General features: G+C 70.8%; 15 protein-coding genes. 7 read left to right on the top strand and 8 right to left on the bottom strand.

The genetic code is table 11. The features are described from left to right. Positions 1–4: 4 nt before the first annotated feature. Genes alaS through ACFYW7_RS20975 form a run of 3 tightly spaced genes read right to left on the bottom strand, consistent with a single transcriptional unit; the run spans position 5 to position 3,475 of the window. Positions 5–2,677, bottom strand: coding sequence for an alanine--tRNA ligase (alaS, locus tag ACFYW7_RS20985; RefSeq protein WP_389504394.1), 2,673 nt, complete (start codon positions 2,675–2,677; stop codon positions 5–7). Continuing rightward, positions 2,677–3,033 (bottom strand): DUF6167 family protein, encoded by a 357-nt coding sequence (locus ACFYW7_RS20980; RefSeq protein WP_389504392.1) that lies wholly within the window; start codon positions 3,031–3,033, stop codon positions 2,677–2,679. Before ACFYW7_RS20980 ends, alaS begins: the two co-directional genes overlap by 1 nt. A 7-nt stretch (positions 3,034–3,040) precedes the next feature. Beyond that, the gene (locus ACFYW7_RS20975; RefSeq protein WP_389504390.1) at positions 3,041–3,475 is read right to left on the bottom strand and encodes a DUF948 domain-containing protein; all 435 of its coding nucleotides are present in this window, start codon (positions 3,473–3,475) and stop codon (positions 3,041–3,043) included. 158 nt (positions 3,476–3,633) lie between these two features. Between ACFYW7_RS20975 and ACFYW7_RS20970 the strand changes: the two genes are divergently transcribed. Next, positions 3,634–5,802: an ATP-binding protein gene (locus tag ACFYW7_RS20970; protein ID WP_389504388.1), complete on the top strand. Its 2,169-nt coding sequence runs from the start codon at positions 3,634–3,636 to the stop codon at positions 5,800–5,802. Between the two features lie 39 nt (positions 5,803–5,841). Here the strand turns inward: ACFYW7_RS20970 and rpsD are convergent, their stop codons facing one another. The 3 genes from rpsD to ACFYW7_RS20955 form a co-directional block, all read right to left on the bottom strand. After that, positions 5,842–6,456: a 30S ribosomal protein S4 gene (rpsD, locus tag ACFYW7_RS20965; RefSeq protein WP_389504385.1), complete on the bottom strand. Its 615-nt coding sequence runs from the start codon at positions 6,454–6,456 to the stop codon at positions 5,842–5,844. A gap of 340 nt (positions 6,457–6,796) precedes the next feature. Next, positions 6,797–8,152 (bottom strand): replication-associated recombination protein A, encoded by a 1,356-nt coding sequence (locus ACFYW7_RS20960; protein ID WP_389504383.1) that lies wholly within the window; start codon positions 8,150–8,152, stop codon positions 6,797–6,799. Positions 8,153–8,196: 44 nt separating this feature from the next. Next, positions 8,197–8,832: a vitamin K epoxide reductase family protein gene (locus ACFYW7_RS20955; RefSeq protein WP_389504381.1), complete on the bottom strand. Its 636-nt coding sequence runs from the start codon at positions 8,830–8,832 to the stop codon at positions 8,197–8,199. A 139-nt stretch (positions 8,833–8,971) separates the two neighbouring features. On the opposite strand from ACFYW7_RS20955, the gene ACFYW7_RS20950 reads away from it, so the two are divergent. The 4 genes from ACFYW7_RS20950 (at position 8,972) to ACFYW7_RS20935 (ending at position 12,649) form a co-directional block, all read left to right on the top strand. Beyond that, positions 8,972–9,838 (top strand): ABC transporter ATP-binding protein, encoded by an 867-nt coding sequence (locus ACFYW7_RS20950; protein ID WP_389504379.1) that lies wholly within the window; start codon positions 8,972–8,974, stop codon positions 9,836–9,838. Then, the gene (locus ACFYW7_RS20945) at positions 9,835–10,680 is read left to right on the top strand and encodes an ABC transporter permease (protein ID WP_389504377.1); all 846 of its coding nucleotides are present in this window, start codon (positions 9,835–9,837) and stop codon (positions 10,678–10,680) included. The genes ACFYW7_RS20950 and ACFYW7_RS20945 overlap by 4 nt, the downstream gene beginning before the upstream one ends. Positions 10,681–10,787: 107 nt before the next feature. Further along, on the top strand, positions 10,788–12,029 hold the full coding sequence (locus ACFYW7_RS20940; RefSeq protein ID WP_389504375.1) for a sensor histidine kinase: 1,242 nt from the start codon (positions 10,788–10,790) through the stop codon (positions 12,027–12,029). Beyond that, entirely contained in the window at positions 12,026–12,649 is a 624-nt protein-coding gene (locus ACFYW7_RS20935; RefSeq protein ID WP_389504373.1) for a response regulator, read from the top strand. Before ACFYW7_RS20940 ends, ACFYW7_RS20935 begins: the two co-directional genes overlap by 4 nt. Before the next feature lie 153 nt (positions 12,650–12,802). On the opposite strand, the gene hisS is transcribed toward ACFYW7_RS20935, so the two are convergent. Continuing rightward, positions 12,803–14,065, bottom strand: a complete 1,263-nt coding sequence (hisS, locus tag ACFYW7_RS20930; protein WP_389504370.1) for a histidine--tRNA ligase — start codon at positions 14,063–14,065, stop codon at positions 12,803–12,805. A gap of 10 nt (positions 14,066–14,075) precedes the next feature. Continuing rightward, the gene (locus tag ACFYW7_RS20925) at positions 14,076–14,798 is read right to left on the bottom strand and encodes an MBL fold metallo-hydrolase (protein WP_389504368.1); all 723 of its coding nucleotides are present in this window, start codon (positions 14,796–14,798) and stop codon (positions 14,076–14,078) included. A gap of 179 nt (positions 14,799–14,977) precedes the next feature. On the opposite strand from ACFYW7_RS20925, the gene ACFYW7_RS20920 reads away from it, so the two are divergent. Continuing rightward, positions 14,978–15,826 carry a peptidylprolyl isomerase gene (locus ACFYW7_RS20920; RefSeq protein ID WP_389504366.1) on the top strand — a complete coding sequence of 283 codons (849 nt, stop codon included), beginning with the start codon at positions 14,978–14,980 and terminating at the stop codon, positions 15,824–15,826. Positions 15,827–15,962: 136 nt separating this feature from the next. Continuing rightward, on the top strand, positions 15,963–17,192 hold the full coding sequence (locus ACFYW7_RS20915) for a DUF349 domain-containing protein (RefSeq protein ID WP_389504364.1): 1,230 nt from the start codon (positions 15,963–15,965) through the stop codon (positions 17,190–17,192). Positions 17,193–17,307 lie beyond the last annotated feature (115 nt).

Raw genomic sequence — 17,307 nt, 5'->3', positions numbered from 1 at the left:
GCCCTTACTTGGCCGTCTCGGCGACGAGGCGCTGCACCGCGTCGATGGCGTCGCCGACAGCGGCGGGGTTCTGGCCACCGCCCTGGGCGACGTCCGGCTTGCCGCCACCGCCGCCACCGAGGGTCTTGGCGGCGGCCCGGACCAGCTCGCCGGCCTTGAGACCGCGCTCACGGGCGGCCTCGTTGGTGGCGATGACCGTCAGCGGCTTGCCGCCCGACAGGGTGAACAGGGCCACGACGGCGGCCCGTCCGCCCTGGATGCGGCCGCGCACGTCGAGGACCAGTTTGCGCAGGTCGTCGGCGCCCGTGCCGTCCGGGACCTGGCCGGTGACCAGGGCGACGCCGCCGACGTCCTTGGCGGACTCGACGAGACCGGCGGCGGCCTGGAGGACCTTCTCCGCGCGGAACCTCTCGATCTCCTTCTCGGCGTCCTTCAGCTTGCCGAGCATGGCGGAGATCTTCTCCGGAAGCTCCTCCGGGCGGCCCTTGACCAGTTCCTGGAGCTGGGCGACGACCGTGTGCTCACGGGCCAGGAAGTTGTACGCGTCGACGCCGACCAGGGCCTCGATGCGCCGCACGCCGGAGCCGATGGACGACTCGCCGAGCAGCTTGACCAGGCCGAGCTGGGAGGTGTTGTGCACGTGGGTGCCGCCGCACAGCTCCTTGGAGAAGTCGCCGATGGTCACGACGCGGACGCGCTCGCCGTACTTCTCGCCGAACTCGGCGATGGCGCCCTGCTTCTTCGCCTCGTCCAGGCTCAGGATCTCGGCGTGCACGTCCAGGTCGCGGGCGAGCACCTCGTTGATCTGCTGCTCGACGTCGGTCATCACGGCCGTCGGGACGGCGGACGGGGAGCCGAAGTCGAAGCGGAAGCGACCGGGCTGGTTCTCGGAACCGGCCTGGGCGGCCGTCGGGCCGAGGGCGTCGCGCAGCGCCTGGTGCGTCAGGTGGGTGGCCGAGTGGGCGCGGGCGATGGCCGTACGACGGCGTGCGTCGATGGTGGCCTGGGCCTTGGCGCCTACGGTGACCTCGCCGACCTGGACGACGCCCTTGTGGACGTACACGCCCGGGACGGGCTTCTGGCAGTCGCGGATCTCGATGACGGCACCGGTGTCGACCCGGATGCGGCCGGTGTCACCGATCTGGCCGCCGCCCTCGGCGTAGAACGGGGTGCGGTCGAGGACGATCTCGACCTCGTCGCCCTCGGTGGCGGCCGGGGAGGAGACTCCGTCGACGAGGATGCCGACGACCGTCGACTCGACCTCGGTGCGGTCGTAGCCGATGAAGTCGGTCTCGCCGGCGGCGTCGGCGATCTGGCGGTAGGCGCCGAGGTCGGCGTGGCCGGACTTCTTGGCACGGGCGTCGGCCTTGGCCTTGTCCCGCTGCTCCTTCATGAGCCGGCGGAAGCCGTCCTCGTCCACCGAGAGGCCCTGTTCGGCGGCCATCTCGAGGGTGAGGTCGATCGGGAAGCCCCAGGTGTCGTGGAGCAGGAACGCCTTGTCGCCGGCGAGGACCGTGCCGCCGGTCTCCTTGGTGTCGGTGATGGCCGTGTCGAGGATGTTCGTGCCGGCCTTCAGCGTCTTGAGGAAGGCGGCCTCCTCGGCGAGGGCCACGGTCTCGATCCGCTGCCGGTCGCTGACCAGGTCCGGGTACTGCTGGCCCATCATCTCGATGACGACGTCGACGAGGTCCTTGACGACCGGACCGGTGGCACCGAGCAGCCTCATGTTGCGGATGGCGCGGCGCATGATGCGGCGCAGCACATAGCCACGGCCCTCGTTGCCGGGGCTCACGCCGTCGCCGATGAGCATCACGGAGGTGCGCATGTGGTCGGTGACCACGCGCAGCGACACGTCGGACTCCGGGGTGGCGCCGTACGCGACCCCGGTCAGTTCGGTGGCCTTCTTGATGACGGCCATCGAGGTGTCGATCTCGTACAGGTTCTGCACGTCCTGCAGGATCATCGCGAGGCGTTCCAGGCCGAGGCCCGTGTCGATGTTCTTGCTGGGCAGGTCGCCGAGGATCTCGAAGTCCTCCTTCGAGGTGCCCTCGCCGCGCTCGTACTGCATGAAGACCAGGTTCCAGATCTCCACGTACCGCTCGTCGTTGACGGCCGGGCCGCCCTCGACGCCGAACTCGGGACCGCGGTCGTAGTTGATCTCGGAACACGGACCGCAGGGGCCGGGAACGCCCATGGACCAGTAGTTGTCCTTCTTGCCGAGGCGCTGGATGCGCTCGGCCGGGACGCCGATCTTGTCGCGCCAGATGGTCTCGGCCTCGTCGTCGTCGAGGTAGACCGTGATCCACAGGCGCTCCGGGTCGAGCCCGTAACCACCCTTGTCCTGGGGCGTGGTGAGCAGCTCCCAGGCGTAGGTGATGGCACCTTCCTTGAAGTAGTCGCCGAAGGAGAAGTTGCCGCACATCTGGAAGAACGTGCCGTGCCGCGTGGTCTTGCCGACCTCTTCGATGTCGGGCGTGCGCACGCACTTCTGCACGCTGGTGGCGCGCGACCACGGCGGCTTGACCTCGCCGAGGAAGTACGGCTTGAAGGGCACCATGCCGGCGGGGACCAGGAGCAGAGTCGGGTCGTCCGCGATGAGCGACGCCGAAGGGACGACGGTGTGACCGCGCTCCTCGTAGAAGCTCAGCCAGCGGCGGCGGATTTCAGCCGACTCCATCAGTGGTCCTCATTCCGGTTGTACGTGTACGTCGTGTTCTCGATGTACTTGATCTGCTTGTCGCTGCCCGGCCGCTCGTGGTCGCCGATCGCGGCGATCCTGCGTTGCGGGGGCAGTTCGGTGTCCGGGCCGTGGTTCAGGCCCAGCACCTCGCCGAGTTCGGCCTCCCGCTGGGCCATCCCGTCGCGGACGTCGAGCGCGAACTCCTTGAGCCGGTGACCCGCGTCGATCGCCTTGTTGGCGGCCTGCGCCGCGAGGCTCTCGGGGGTCAGCCGCCTGAGCTTGCGGTTGACCTTGGTGGTGGCCCATACACCCGCGGCTGCGCCTGCGGTGAACCAGAACGTACGGCGGAACATCGCTGCGTCAGTCCTTCTTCCGCTTTCCCCGCCGCGCGGACGGGACGGTGCGACCCACGATCACGCTACGCCGGGGCGCCTTGTCGGGCACATTCTCACGACGGCCTCCGATGGCCCGGCGCACGCCGTAGCCGAACGCCGCGACCTTGACCAGCGGGCCGCCGAACGTGGAGGCGACGGTCGTCGACAGCGCGGACGCGTTCGACGTGACCTCCTGGACGTCCGAGGCGATGGCGTCGACGCGCTCGATCTGCGTCTGCGCGGAGCGGACCGCCACGGAGGCCTCGGCCAGGAGCGGGACGGCCTGGTCGGTCACGTCCGCCACGAGCTTGGTGGTCGCCCTGAGCGTCTGGGCCAGCCTCGCCAGCGCGACGGCGAGGAAGGACACCAGGATCGCCCAGAAGACCGCCACCAGAATCCCGGCCACCTCGCCACCGGTCACTGTCGCACCCGCTCCCTGACTGCCTGAACATCGAAAAGTCGTCCCCCGACCCTATCGCGCCAGGGCGGCCGCTCCGTACCGCATTAATCGGCTCCGGAGCGTGGAGTCGCCCGAAGCGATTGTACGGAGCGCCAGCGGGTCAGTACGCTCCGTATCTCATGCAGCGTTCTCACCGCGCTCGGCGCTCCCGTCCCGCGGAACCCGGCAATCTGCCCCTGGAACTCGACGCGTTCGTGGGGCGCTCCACCGAACTCGCCCGGCTGACCGGGGCACTGAAGGCGGTCCGCCTGGTCACCGTGACCGGCGTGGGAGGTGTCGGCAAGTCGCGGTTCGCGGCGCACGCGGCGGCCCGGACGGACGTACGCGACGGGGTGTGGCGTGTCGACCTGTCCGCGGTGCACGACCCGGAACTCGTCGAGTACGCGGTGCTAGAGGCCCTCGGGCTCACGGACCACACCGCGAAGTCGCCGCGGCAGGTACTGCTCGCCCATCTCGCCCGGCGCCGGCTCCTGCTCGTCCTGGACGGCTTCGAGCACCTGGTGGAGGTGAGCGCCTCCCTGGTGGGCGAGTTGCTGCGGCGGTCGCCCGGGCTGCGGGTGCTGGCCGCCGGCCGCCGGCCGCTGGGCATCGGGGGCGAGCGGGTGTTCCCGCTGGCCCCGCTGGGCGCGGCGGAGGCGACGGAGCTGTTCGCGGACCGGGCGGCGGCCCGGGTGCCCGGGTTCGCGCTGGACGAGGGCAACCGGTCCGACGTACAGGAGCTGTGCCGGCGGCTGGACGGGATCCCGCTGGCCGTGGAACTGGCGGCGGGCCGCCTCGGCACCCTCTCCCCCGCGCAGCTGCTCGCCCGGCTGGAGGACCGGTTCCGGCTGCTGACCGGCGGTCTGCGTGACGCGCCGCCCCGGCACCAGACGCTGCGGACGGCGATCGGCTGGAGCCACGAGCTGTGCACTCCGAAGGAACGGCTCCTGTGGTCACGGCTGTCGGTGTTCGCCGGGCGGTTCGACCTGGAAGCCGCCGAGTACGTGTGCAGCGGGGACGGCCTGCCCGCCGACGACGTCCTCGACGTCCTCGGGGAACTCCTCGCGCAGTCGGTGCTCTCGCGCGAGGAGACGGCGGCGGGTGTCCGCTACCGGATGCTGGACACGGTCCGGGCCTACGGCGCCGACTGGCTGGCGGCGACGGGCGACGCGCAGCGGCTGCGCCGCCGGCACCGCGACTGGTACATGGGCCTGGCCACCTGGTGCGAGCTGGACTGGTTCTCGCCGCGGCAGGGCGAGGTGGCGGCCCGGGTCGAGACGGAGCTGCCGAATCTGCGGTGCGCCCTGGAGTTTTCGCTGACCGAGCCGGACGACGCGCATCTGGGCCAGTACCTGGCGGGCGCCCTGTGGTTCTACTGGGTCGGCTGCGGCCGGCTCTCGGAGGGCCGGCACTGGCTGGAGCGCAGCGTCGAACTCGACGGCGACCGTGACCAGTCGCGGCTCAAGGCCCTGTGGGTGCTGGGCTACGTGGCGGTCCTCCAGGGCGACTCGGTGCCCGCGCTGTCCGCGCTCCAGGAGTGCCGCGAGGAGGCGGAACGTTCCGAGAACGCCGTCGCGGTCGCGTACGCCGAGCATCGCACCGGCTGTCTGGCCCTGGTCACGGACGACATGGCCCGCGCCGAGACCCTGCTGCGCTCGGCGCTGGACCGCTATCACGAGATCGGCGAACTCAACAGCAATGTCCTGATGGGTCAGGTCGAACTGGCGATGGCGCTCGCCTTCCAGGGCGACCTGCCGGGCGCGGTGAGGCTGTGCGAGGACGTCCGCCGGGTCTGCGAGGACCACGGGGAGCGCTGGGCGCTGGCATACGCGCTGTACGTGCTGGCGTACGAGGCCCAGGTCGAGGGTGACCAGGCGCGCGCCCGGGACCTCCTGGAGCAGGGCCTCACCATCGCGCACACCTTCCACGATCTGCTCGGCGCCGTCCTCGCGGTCGAGCTGCTCGCCCTGGTCACCGCGGTGGAGGGAGATCCCGCGGAGGCCGCGCTGCTCCAAGGGGCGGCGTCGCGGATGTGGCCGTCGGTGGGCCTGCCGCTGTTCGGTTCGGCGTACTACAACGCGCCGCACGAGCGCTGCGCCGCCCTGGCCCGGCAACGGCTGGGCGACGAGCGGTACGCGCAGTGCCTGCGGGCGGGGGAGCTGCTCGGGCAGGACGCGGCGGTCGCCCGCGCGCTCGGCGGGGCCGGGGCTCCGCCGCTGGAGGCGGTGCCGTCGCCGCGCAGGCTGCCCCCGGACATGCGAAAGCCCGCCGTCTCGCCCACCGCGAAGGGCGGGGAGACGACGGGCTGACACTGACGCGCAGGTGGTGCCACGTCCGCCGAAGGAAGATCAGCGGGCGTAGTACTCGACGACGAGCTGCTCGTCGCAGATCACCGGGATCTCCTTGCGGTTCGGCTCACGGTCCAGGCGGAACGCCAGGGCCGGGAGGTTCACCTGGAGGTAGCGCGGGGTCTCACCGTCGGGGGCGAACCCACCGGCACGGGCGACCTCGAACAGCGTCTTGCTGCGGCTGCGCTCGCGGACCATCACGACGTCGTCGGGACGGACACGGAACGAAGGCTTGTCGACCTTGGCGCCGTTGACCTCGATGTGGCCGTGGACGACCATCTGACGGGCCTGGTAGATCGTGCGGGCGATGCCCGAACGAAGGACCAGGGCGTCGAGACGACGCTCGAGCTCGATGACCAGGGCCTCACCGGTCTTGCCCTGCGTCTTGGCGGCACGCTCGTAGGCGCGGACGAGCTGGCGCTCGGACACGTCGTACTGCGCGCGCAGACGCTGCTTCTCGAGCAGACGGACCTTGTAGTCCGAGTTCTGCTTGCGGCCACGGCCGTGCTCGCCCGGCGGGTAGGGGCGGGCCTCGAAGTACTTGACGGCCTTCGGGGTCAGCGCGATGCCGAGGGCACGCGACTTCTTGACCTTGGGGCGGGACTGGTTCGGCATGAACCAAACACCTCATGTCTCTGATGCGAATACGGCTTCACCAGGGTTAGGGGAGGTCGCAATCCGCAGCCCGGGAAACCCTCCTCGCCGACGTGGCGAACCACGGGGACGGGGCGGGCAGCCGCTCCTGGGTCTGGGCACATACGTGCAGCACGCGAGTGACCCACCGACCGGTCCCGGAATTCCGGGTGGTGGTGGGTTGCCCGCGACACCTTCGACGGTGCGCGACGCTCCTGGAATCCCCCCGTGACGGCAGGGGCTCCGGCTGGATGTCCCGTTCTGGTGGTGCCGACCGGAGCCGGACACGGGACGCAGCGCTTCGAGTCATCCTACAGGGTGCTCAGGAACGCCCTCGACCGAGGTGCTTCCTGGTCCACTCCACCGCGTCGGCGTAGCGCGCCTCGGCGCCGTGCCGGGTCGGCGCGTAGTACTCCCGGCCCTGGAGCTCCTCGGGCGCGTACTGCTGGGCGGCGATGCCTTCGGGCAGGTCGTGCGGATACACGTACCCCTGGGCGTGCCCGAGCTTGGCGGCGCCCTTGTAATGCCCGTCGCGCAGATGGGTCGGCACCGGACCGGCGTGCCCCTTGCGGACGTCCTCCATGGCGGCGCCGATCGCCATGGTCGCGGCGTTGGACTTCGGGGCCAGGGCCAGGGCGATGGTCGCGTGGCTGAGGGTCAGCGCGGCCTCGGGAAAACCGATCATGGCGACCGCCTGGGCGGCGGCGACGGCTATGGGCAGCGCGTTCGGGTCGGCGAGGCCGATGTCCTCGCTGGCGGAGATCATCAGGCGGCGGGCGATGAAGCGGGGGTCCTCGCCCGCCTCGATCATCCGGGCCAGGTAGTGCAGGGCGGCGTCCACGTCGGAGCCGCGGATGGACTTGATGAGCGCGCTCGCCACGTCGTAGTGCTGGTCGCCGTCGCGGTCGTACTTCACGGCGGCGCGGTCGACCGTCTCCTCCAGTGTCTGGAGGGTGATCTCCGGCTCGCCCTTGTCGAGGGCCGCGCCGGCCGCGGCCTCCAGGGCCGTCAGGGCGCGGCGGGCGTCGCCGCCGGCGATCCGCAGCAGGTGCCCCTCGGCGTCCTCGGGCAGCGCGACGGCGTCCGCGAGACCGCGCGCGGAGGCGAGCGCCCGGCGCAGCAGGCCGCGCAGGTCGTCGTCGGTGAGCGGTTCCAGGGTGAGGAGCAGGGAGCGGGAGAGGAGGGGGGAGATCACCGAGAAGTACGGGTTCTCGGTGGTCGCGGCGATCAGCGTCACCCAGCGGTTCTCCACGGCCGGGAGCAGGGAGTCCTGCTGGGCCTTGCTGAAGCGGTGGATCTCGTCCAGGAAGAGGACGGTCTCCTTGCCGAAGCCGCCGGTGGCACGGCGGGCGCCGTCGATGACCGCGCGCACCTCCTTGACGCCCGCGGTGATCGCGGAGAGCTCCACGAAACGCTTCTGGGTGGCTTTGGAGACGACGTACGCGAGGGTCGTCTTGCCGGTGCCCGGCGGGCCCCAGAGGATCACCGAGGAGGGTCCTGCCGGGCCGCCCGCACCCTCGGCGACGAGTCTGCGCAGGGGCGAGCCCGGCTTCAGGAGGTGCTGCTGGCCCACGACCTCGTCGAGGGTGCGCGGACGCATCCGAACGGCCAGGGGACTTCCGGACGGGTCTTTTTCCTGGCGTTCTTCTGCCGCGGCGGTGAACAGGTCGGGCTCCACGTCAGGAACCCTATGTCACCGCACCGACAATCCCCGCGGGAGTGTCAGCGGGTCCAGAAGTCCCACCAGCGGGTCAGGATCAGCATCCCGATGATGCCGATGTGCATCGTCGGCAGGACCCAGGTGAACTCGCCGAGGAAGGCCTTCGTCCAGCGCGGGGCGGGCAGGAAGCCGTTGCGGACGTTGAACGAGGTCACGTACCAGAACATGATGATCGTGGCGACCCAGGCCAGGCTGCACCACAGGCACAGCGAGTTGATCCGGTACAGCGACTGGAACTGGAGCCAGGTGCAGAACGCGACGCCGAAGAGCGTGCCCGCGTTGAAGGTCAGCCAGTACCAGCGCGGGAAGGTGGCCCGCGCGAGCAGGCTCACACCGACGCAGATCACGATGCCGTAGGCGACGAGGCCCAGCATCGGGTTCGGGAAGCCGAAGACCGCGGCCTGGTCGCTCTTCATGATGTTGCCGCAGGAGACGACCGGGTTCAGGCTGCAGCCGGGGACGAAGCCCGGGTCCTCCAGCAGCTTGAACTTGTCGATCGTGATGACCCACGCGGCAAGGAGACCGGCCGCGCCCGTGATCACCAGCAGCAGGGCGAGGGCGCGGCTGCCGCCGGCCGTCCGCACGGCCGCGGAGCGTTCCTGGTCGGTCGGGACGTCCTTGACTGTGGTCTCGCTCATCACGCCGTTTCCGTTGCTTCGAAGGGGCCTGCGGGCAGGCTCATTGTGCCGCACCCGCCCGCTTGTCCACCGTTCGGTGGACATAAGAAGGTACGCAAGGCCGTCCCGGAGCGTTCGGTTCGGGGGGAAGCTCGTCGGCATGACAACACACGCGGACGGACTCGCGGTGGACGTACGGGGGCTGCGCAAGCAGTACGGGGACGTGACCGCCGTGGACGGCATCGATCTCGGCATCCGGAAGGGCGAGGTGTTCGGCCTGCTCGGACCCAACGGCGCGGGCAAGAGCACCACCGTGGAGATCCTCCAGGGCAACCGCCGGCGGGACGCGGGCGAGGTCTCGGTGCTCGGCTCGGACCCGGCGACGGCCACGCGCGCGTGGCGCTCACGGGTCGGAATCGTCTGGCAGGACGAATCCGCGCCCGCCGAGTTGACGGTGGACGAGACAGTGCGGCATTTCGCCCGCTATTACCCGAATCCCCGTGATCCCGGGGAAGTCATCGGCCTGGTCGGCCTGGAGGAGAAGGCGGGCAGCAGGATCAAGTCCCTGTCGGGCGGTCAGCGACGGCGGCTCGACGTGGCCCTCGGTGTCATCGGCGGCCCCGAACTGCTGCTCCTGGACGAACCGACCACGGGATTCGACCCGGCGGCGCGACGGCAGTTCTGGGAGCTGATCCGCAGGCTGGCCGACGAGGGCACGACCATCCTCCTGACCACGCACTACCTGGAGGAGGCGGAGGCCCTCGCGAACCGGCTGGCCGTCATCTCGCGGGGCCGGGTCGTCGCCGAGGGCGAACCGGCCGCGCTGCGCGAGCGCTTCGGTACCGAGGCCACCGTCGAATGGACCGAGTCCGACGGCAGCCCGCGCAGCGAGCGCACGCAGACGCCCACCCGGACCGTCGGCGAGCTGATCCACCGCTTCGACGGGGAGATCCCCGGGCTCAGGGTGAGCCGCCCGACCCTGGAAGACGTCTATCTGCGACTGACCGGCCTGGAGGACGCGCGATGACCACGACCGAGGTGCGCCCGCGCACGGGGACCACGAGCGAGGGGCTGCCCGGCGTCTGGGGGCTGGGGCTGCGGCGCGGGGCTCTGGAGATCAGGCAGTTCTTCCGGCAGCGCGACCAGGTGGTGTTCACCTTCGCCTTCCCGGTGGTGTTCCTGTTCCTGTTCGCGTCGATCTTCAGCGACGACGTGGAGGGCGCGGGCATCACCGCCTCCCAGCTGTACGTCCCGGCGATGATGGCCGCGGGCATCATGTCGACCAGCTTCCAGTCCCTCGGCATCTCGATCGCGATCGAACGGGACGAGAAGGTGCTGCGCCGGCTGCGCGGCACACCGATGCCGCCGGCCGCGTACTTCTTCGGGAAGATATGGCTGGTCCTGGTGACCGGCGCCCTGGAGACGGCGATCCTGCTCGGCGTCGGCACCACGCTGTACGACGTCGACCTGCCCTCGGACCCCGGCAAGTGGGCGGATTTCGGCTGGATCTTCATCCTGGGCCTGACGGCCTGCGCCCTGCTCGGCATCGCGATCAGTTCGGTCCCGAAGTCGGGCAAGAGCGCCTCGTCGGTGGTCGTCCTGCCCTTCCTGGTCCTCCAGTTCATCTCCGGCGTCTACATCAGCGTCGACACCATCCCGGACTGGATGCTGAACATCGGCGCCCTGTTCCCCCTCAAATGGATGTGCCAGGGGCTGCGCGGGGTGTTCCTGCCCGACTCGGCCAGGGTCCTGGAGCAGGCGGGCGACTGGGAGTTCGGACGGGTCGCCCTGGTGCTCGGAGCCTGGTGCGTCGGAGGATTGCTGCTGTGTCTGCTGACCTTCCGCTGGAAGAGCCGGCGCGACGGATGAGAACTCCGGCCGCGTGCCCCGGACCGGTGCCGGAGGGGACTCGTCCCGCACCGGCGCCGGACGGGGCTCCCGTGCGTCCCGCGCCGGGCGGGGCACGGCCGGGTCCGGTGCCGGACGAAGCGCGAACAGGGCCCGTTCCGGAGGGAGCCCGAACCGATCCGGCGCCTGGCGGGGCCCGCGCCTCGAACACCTGGGAACTCTCCTTCCGGCTCTGGGACTCGTACTTCGCGATCGTGTGGGTGGCCACCCTGGTGTTCGTGCTCGGCACGGCCCACCCGGGGTGGCACGTCCGTCTCGCGGCCGGCGGGCTGCTCCTGCTGCTGATCCCCTGGTACCTGCTGGTCGGACGCCCCGTCCTCACGTCCGGCGAGCCCGATGGGCGACGGGCCCTCGGCTACATCGCGGGCGCGGTCCTGCTGTTCCTGCCTCCCGGGGTGCTGGTCGGCGAGACCCGCCTGATGACCTTCGCGCTCATCCCCCAGTGCTTCATGGCGCTGCGGCTGCGCCGTGCCCTGACGGCCACGACCGTCGTCAACATCGCGCCGGTGGGGGGCTGGGCCCTGCTGTGGCGCCCCGAGGGCCAGGACCTCTTCTTCAACTCGGTCTTCGCCGTGGTCACGCTCGTGTTCTCGACGGCCATGGGCAGCTGGATCATCCGCGTCATGGAGCAGAGTCGGGAACGGGCCGCGCTGATCACCGAGTTGGACGCCAGCCGGCACGAGGTCGCCCGGCTCTCGGCCGCGCACGGGGCGCTGGCCGAGCGCGAACGGTTCTCCCGGGAGATCCACGACACGCTCGCCCAGGGCTTCACCAGCCTGCTGATGCTGGTCCAGGCCGTCGAGGCCGAACTCGACCACGATCCCTCGCGGGCCCGCCGCCATCTGGCCCTGATGGAGGCGACCGCCCGGCAGAACCTCGCCGAGGCGCGGGCCCTGGTCACCGGGGGCGCGCCCGCCGACCTGGACGGCGCCACGCTGCCCGACGCGCTGCGCCGGCTGGCCGCCCGCCATGACGCGGAGGTCGACATCCGGGGCCGGGTACGCCCACTGCCCGCGGCCTCCGAGGTGGTGATCCTCCGTTCCTGCCAGGAGGCACTGGCCAACACCCGCAAGCACGCCGGGAGTTCACCCGACGTCGCGGTCACCCTGGCCTACACCGCAGACTCGCTGACCCTGGCCGTACGCGACGACGGCCGCGGGTTCGACCCCGCCCTGCCGACCGCCGGATACGGGCTCACCGGGCTCCGCGCGCGGGCCGCCGAGGCGGGCGGTACCGCTGTGATCCGCAGTGCGCCGGGCGACGGCACGACCGTCACCGTGTGTCTGCCCGTTCCCGGGAGTGACGTGTGATCAGGATCATCCTCGCCGACGACCATCCCGTCGTCCGCGAAGGGCTGCGGGCGATGCTCAGCGCCGAGCCCGATCTCGAGGTGGTCGCCGACGCGTCCAGCGGTCCACGGGCGGAGGCGCTGGCCGCCGAACTCCGGCCCGACATCGTGCTCATGGACCTGCGGATGCCCGAGGGAGGGGGCGTCGACGCGATCGCGCGGATGACGCGGGCCGGGCTGCCCTGCCGGATCATCGTGCTGACGACCTACGAGACGGACCGGGACATCCTGCGGGCGGTGGAGGCCGGGGCGGCGGGGTATCTGCTGAAGGACCTGCCGCGCGCCGAACTGGCGGACGCCGTACGGGCCGCGGCGCGGGGCGAGACGGTTCTGGCCCCGTCCGTCGCCGCCCGGCTGGTCGACCAGCTCCGCACCAGGCCGGAACGGCCCCGCCTGTCCGAGCGGGAGACCGCGGTGCTGCGCCTGGTGGCCGAGGGCTGTACGAACGCGGAGATCGGACGCCGGCTGTTCATCGGCGAGTCCACCGTGAAGACCCATCTGCTGCGGGCCTTCGGGAAGCTGGGGGTCGACGACCGGACGGCCGCCGTGACGAGCGCCATGCGCTTCGGCTTCCTCGAATAGGGCCCCGCCCCACGGCCTGCCGGTTGCCTGGCGCCGGTGGGCTTCCCGGCGCCGGTGGGCTTCCTGGCGCCGGTGGGCTTCCTGGCGCCGGTGGGACTCAGATCCCTCAGTCCCACCGGCATTCACGGACCGGGGTCCGGGCGAGGTGCCCGCTCAGCCCAGGCGGGACCGCAGCTCGGCCACGATCTCGCCGACGGCGACCGCCGTCTGCTCCCCGGACTCCATGTCCTTGAGCTGCACGACGCCCTCGGCGAGGTCGCGCTCACCGGCGACGACGGTGAAGCGGGCCCCGCTGCGGTTCGCGTTCTTCATCGCGCCCTTGAGCCCCTTCGCGCCGTACGAGAAGTCGGCGGCGACACCGGCCCTGCGCAGTTCGGTGACCACGCCGAACAGCGTCCGGCGGGCCTCCTCCCCGAGCGGCACCGCGAACACGCTGGTGGCCGAGGGGATTTCGAGCTCCACACCCTCCGCCTCCAGCGCCAGCACCGTACGGTCGACACCCAGCGCCCAGCCGACGGACGGCAGCGCGGGGCCGCCGATCATCTCGGACAGCCCGTCGTAGCGGCCACCGCCGCCCACCGCGGACTGCGAGCCGAGACCGTCGTGCACGAACTCGAACGTGGTGCGCGTGTAGTAGTCCAGGCCGCGCACCAGCTTCGGGTCGTCCTCGAAGGAGACGCCCGCGGCCGTGATCAGGTCGCGCACCTCCTCGTGGTACGCCTTGCAGGCGTCGCAGAGGTAGTCGCGCAGCGACGGCGCCCCGCCCAGCTGCTTCTGGACGTCCTCGCGCTTGTCGTCGAGGACGCGCAGCGGGTTGATCTCCGCGCGGCGCAGCGTCTCCTCGTCGAGGTCCAGGCCCCGCAGGAAGTTCTGGAGCGCTTCCCGGTACACCGGGCGGCACTCCTTGTCGCCCAGGCTGTTCAGCAGGATGCGGAAGTTCCGCAGGCCCAGCGAGCGGTACGCCTGGTCGGCCAGGATGATCAGCTCGGCGTCGAGCGCCGGGTCCTCGGCTCCGATCGCCTCGGCGCCCACCTGGGAGAAGTGGCGGTAACGGCCCTTCTGGGGGCGCTCGTAGCGGTAGTACGAGCCCGAGTACCAGAGCTTGACGGGGAGGTTGCCCAGCTTGTGCAGGTTGGCCTCCAGAGCCGCGCGCAGCACGGAGGCGGTGCCCTCGGGGCGCAGGGCGAGCCTGTCGCCGCCCTTGGTCTCGAAGGCGTACATCTCCTTGGTCACGATGTCGGTGGACTCACCGACACCGCGCGCGAACAGCTCGACGTTCTCGAAGCCGGGCGTCTCGATGTAGCCGTAGCCGGAGTTGCGCAGCGGAGCGGCGATCGCCTCGCGGACCGCGAGGTACTTGGCGCTGTCCGGCGGAATCAGGTCGTACGTGCCCTTGGGGGCCTTGAAGGTGCTCACGGAAGTCTCGTCACATTCCTCGTCGAGGAGCGGAGGTCGGGTCCGCCCCGCGTTCTTGGCGGCTCGCCGCCACCTGCCGCAGATACGGGTTGGTGGCGCGCTCCTGGCCGATGGTCGTCTGGGCGCCGTGGCCGGACAGCACCACGGTCGAGTCGTCGAGCGGCAGGCACACACGGCCCAGCGAGTCGAGCATCTCGTCCATGTCGCCGCCCGGCAGGTCGGTGCGTCCGATGGAGCCGGCGAAGAGCAGATCCCCGGAGAAGAACACGGACGGGATGTCCGCGCTCTCGGGCATCTGAAAGGTCACCGACCCCTTCGTATGGCCCGGCGCGTGCGCGACGGACAGGTCGAGACCCGCCAGCTTCAATTCCGTGCCGTCGGTCAGCGTCCGTACGTCGTCGGGCTCCCCCACGGTCAGTTCGCCCATCAGCGGCATGCCGATGGACCGGCCGAGCGCCCGCTCGGGGTCGCTCATCATGTACCGGTCCTCGGGGTGGATCCAGGCGGGCACGTCGTGCGCTCCGCACACCGGGACCACCGAGGCGACATGGTCGATGTGGCCATGGGTGAGGATGACCGCGACGGGCTTGAGCCGATGCTTCTTGAGTGCTTCCTCGACTCCCTGGGCGGCCTGATGGCCCGGGTCGATGATCACGCACTCCTCACCCGCGGCGGGGGCGACCAGGTAACAGTTGGTCCCCCAGGCCCCGGCGGGGAACCCGGCAATGAGCACGATCGTCCTTCGTGGTGGCGTACGCGCTGGCGTCGTACGGGCGGGTGGCTGTGGATCAGAGCCTACCGGCGCTGCCGATTCCTCAGCGAACCCATATACGGTACGGGGCACACGCAGGCGGTCGGCTCAGGCGACGCACGCGTCCCACTCGACGTACGAGACGCACGAGGAGAAACCCGGTGGTCAGCCAGGAACAGCGGCGGCGTCAGCTCGCCCGGGAGAAGTTCTTGCGACAGCAGCAGCGCCGCACATCCGCTCGACGGAGGACCCATACACGCAACGCGGTGATCGCGGCGGTCGTCGGCGTGGTCGTCGCGGGCGGCGCGACGGCGTACGCGACCGGGGTCTTCAAGAGCGACGACAAGAAGACCAACGCGGGCGCGGAGGCGACGCCCAGCGCGACGCCGACGAGCAAGGCGCCCGATCCGTGCGAGAAGCCCGCAGAGGGCAAGGTGAAGCCGCTCACGTGGAAGAAGGAGCCGGCGGTCACCATCGACAAGGCCGCCGCCTACACCATGAAGATGGCGACGACCTGCGGCGACATCGACATCGCCCTCAAGGCGTCCGCCGCCCCGCACACGGTGAACTCGTTCGCGTTCCTCGCCGGCAAGGGCTACTTCGACCACACCAAGTGCCACCGGCTCACCCCCGAGGGCATCTACGTGCTGCAGTGCGGTGACCCTCAGGGCACCGGCGCGGGTGGTCCCGGCTACACGATTCCGGACGAGAACCTGAAGGACAAGGTCCTGAAGGGCAACACCTACCCGGCGGGCACGGTCGCGATGGCCAACCAGTACAACCCGCAGACGCAGAAGGGCCGCGACACCGGCGGCAGCCAGTTCTTCCTCGTCTACAAGGACAGTCAGCTCCCGCCCGACTACACGCCGTTCGGCACGTTGTCCGACGCGGGCATGAAGGTCCTGACGAAGATCGCCGCCGCCGGTGCGCAGGCCGCCGACCCGACGACCGGCAACACCGCGCCGAACGCGACCGTTGTGGTCAACAAGGCGACGGTCACGAAATCCTGACCCCTCAACTGCGGAACTTCGGTCGCGCGGGATGCGGACAGCCGCCCCGGCGGTCGCCTATGTTGGCCGTGACGAAACTGTGGACGATGCCAGGGGGCGCTGACGCCCCTCACAGGCATCATGTGGAGGAGGCGCTGTGAGCAGCGACCCGTGGGGCCGCGTCGATGAGACGGGGACCGTGTACGTGCGTACGGCCGACGGCGAGCAGGTCGTCGGTTCCTGGCAGGCCGGTACGCCTGATGAGGCGCTGGCCTACTTCGAGCGCAAGTACGAAGGCCTGGTTGTCGAGATCGGCCTCCTCGAGAAGCGGGTGAAGACCACCGACCTGTCGGCGAAGGACGCCCAGACCGCCATCGATCACATCCGCGAGCAGGTGGACGCCCACCACGCGGTCGGCGATCTGGCCGCCCTGAAGGTGCGGCTGGACAAGCTCGTGGAGACGGTCGACGCGCGCCGTGAGGAGCGCAAGGTCCAGCGGGCCAAGCAGTCCGACGAGGCGCGGCACGCCAAGGAGGCGCTGGTCGTCGAGGCCGAGGAGCTGGCGCAGAGCGACCAGTGGCGGGCCGCCGGGGAGCGGCTGCGCGCCCTGGTGGACACGTGGAAGGGGCTGCCGCGACTCGACCGCAAGTCGGACGACGAGCTGTGGCACCGCTTCTCGCACGCCCGCTCGGCGTTCTCCAAGCGGCGCAAGGCGCACTTCGCCTCGCTGGACGCGCAGCGCGAGGACGCCCGCAAGGTCAAGGAGAAGCTGGTAGCCGAGGCCGAGTCGCTGTCCGGCTCGACGGACTGGGGTCCGACGGCGGCCCGCTATCGCGAGCTGATGGCGGACTGGAAGGCCGCGGGCCGCGCCCAGCGCGAGCACGAGGACGACCTGTGGAACCGCTTCCGCGGCGCCCAGGACGTGTTCTTCGCGGCGCGCGGTTCGGTCTTCGCCGAGCGTGACGCGGAGCAGTCGGAGAACCTGAAGCTCAAGGAGGAGCTGGCCGAGGAGGCCGAGAAGCTCGTCCCGGTGCAGGATCTGAAGACGGCCCGCGCGGCGTTCCGTGCCCTCAACGAGCGTTGGGAGGCCATCGGGCACGTGCCGCGTGACGCCCGTCCCAAGGTCGAGGGCCGGATGCACGCGGTGGAGCGGGCTCTCCAGGAGTCCGAGGAGACCGAGTGGCGCCGGACGAACCCGGAGGCACGCGCGCGTGCCGAGGGTCTGACCGGTCAGCTGCAGGCCGCCGTGGACAAGCTCCAGGGCCAGATCGAGGCGGCGCGCTCCGCGGGCAACACCTCGAAGGCCGACAAGCTCCAGCGGGAGCTGGACGGCCGTCAGGCGCTGCTGGACCAGGCCCTGAAGGGTCTTCAGGAGTTCGGCGGCTGATCCCGGCGATACACCCGGCAGCACGAGGAGGGCCCCCGTACGGTTCGTACGGGGGCCCTCCTCGTGCTGCGGGACGCGTGCTGCCGGGCGGGCCCGGCCGGTTCGTGCGGCGCGG

This window comes from Streptomyces sp. NPDC002580, assembly GCF_042889485.1.
In the GTDB taxonomy this organism is placed as follows: domain Bacteria; phylum Actinomycetota; class Actinomycetes; order Streptomycetales; family Streptomycetaceae; genus Streptomyces.
This window is presented reverse-complemented; position numbering and strand designations above follow the sequence as displayed.

What these genes read in the sequence shown, in the direction of transcription:
- alaS (WP_389504394.1), bottom strand. Translation starts at nt 2,677, where the DNA reads ATGGAGTCGGCTGAAATCCGCCGCCGCTGGCTGAGCTTCTACGAGGAG.
- ACFYW7_RS20980 (WP_389504392.1), bottom strand. Translation starts at nt 3,033, where the DNA reads ATGTTCCGCCGTACGTTCTGGTTCACCGCAGGCGCAGCCGCGGGTGTA.
- ACFYW7_RS20970 (WP_389504388.1), top strand. Translation starts at nt 3,634, where the DNA reads ATGCAGCGTTCTCACCGCGCTCGGCGCTCCCGTCCCGCGGAACCCGGC.
- rpsD (WP_389504385.1), bottom strand. Translation starts at nt 6,456, where the DNA reads ATGCCGAACCAGTCCCGCCCCAAGGTCAAGAAGTCGCGTGCCCTCGGC.
- ACFYW7_RS20955 (WP_389504381.1), bottom strand. Translation starts at nt 8,832, where the DNA reads ATGAGCGAGACCACAGTCAAGGACGTCCCGACCGACCAGGAACGCTCC.
- ACFYW7_RS20950 (WP_389504379.1), top strand. Translation starts at nt 8,972, where the DNA reads ATGACAACACACGCGGACGGACTCGCGGTGGACGTACGGGGGCTGCGC.
- ACFYW7_RS20945 (WP_389504377.1), top strand. Translation starts at nt 9,835, where the DNA reads ATGACCACGACCGAGGTGCGCCCGCGCACGGGGACCACGAGCGAGGGG.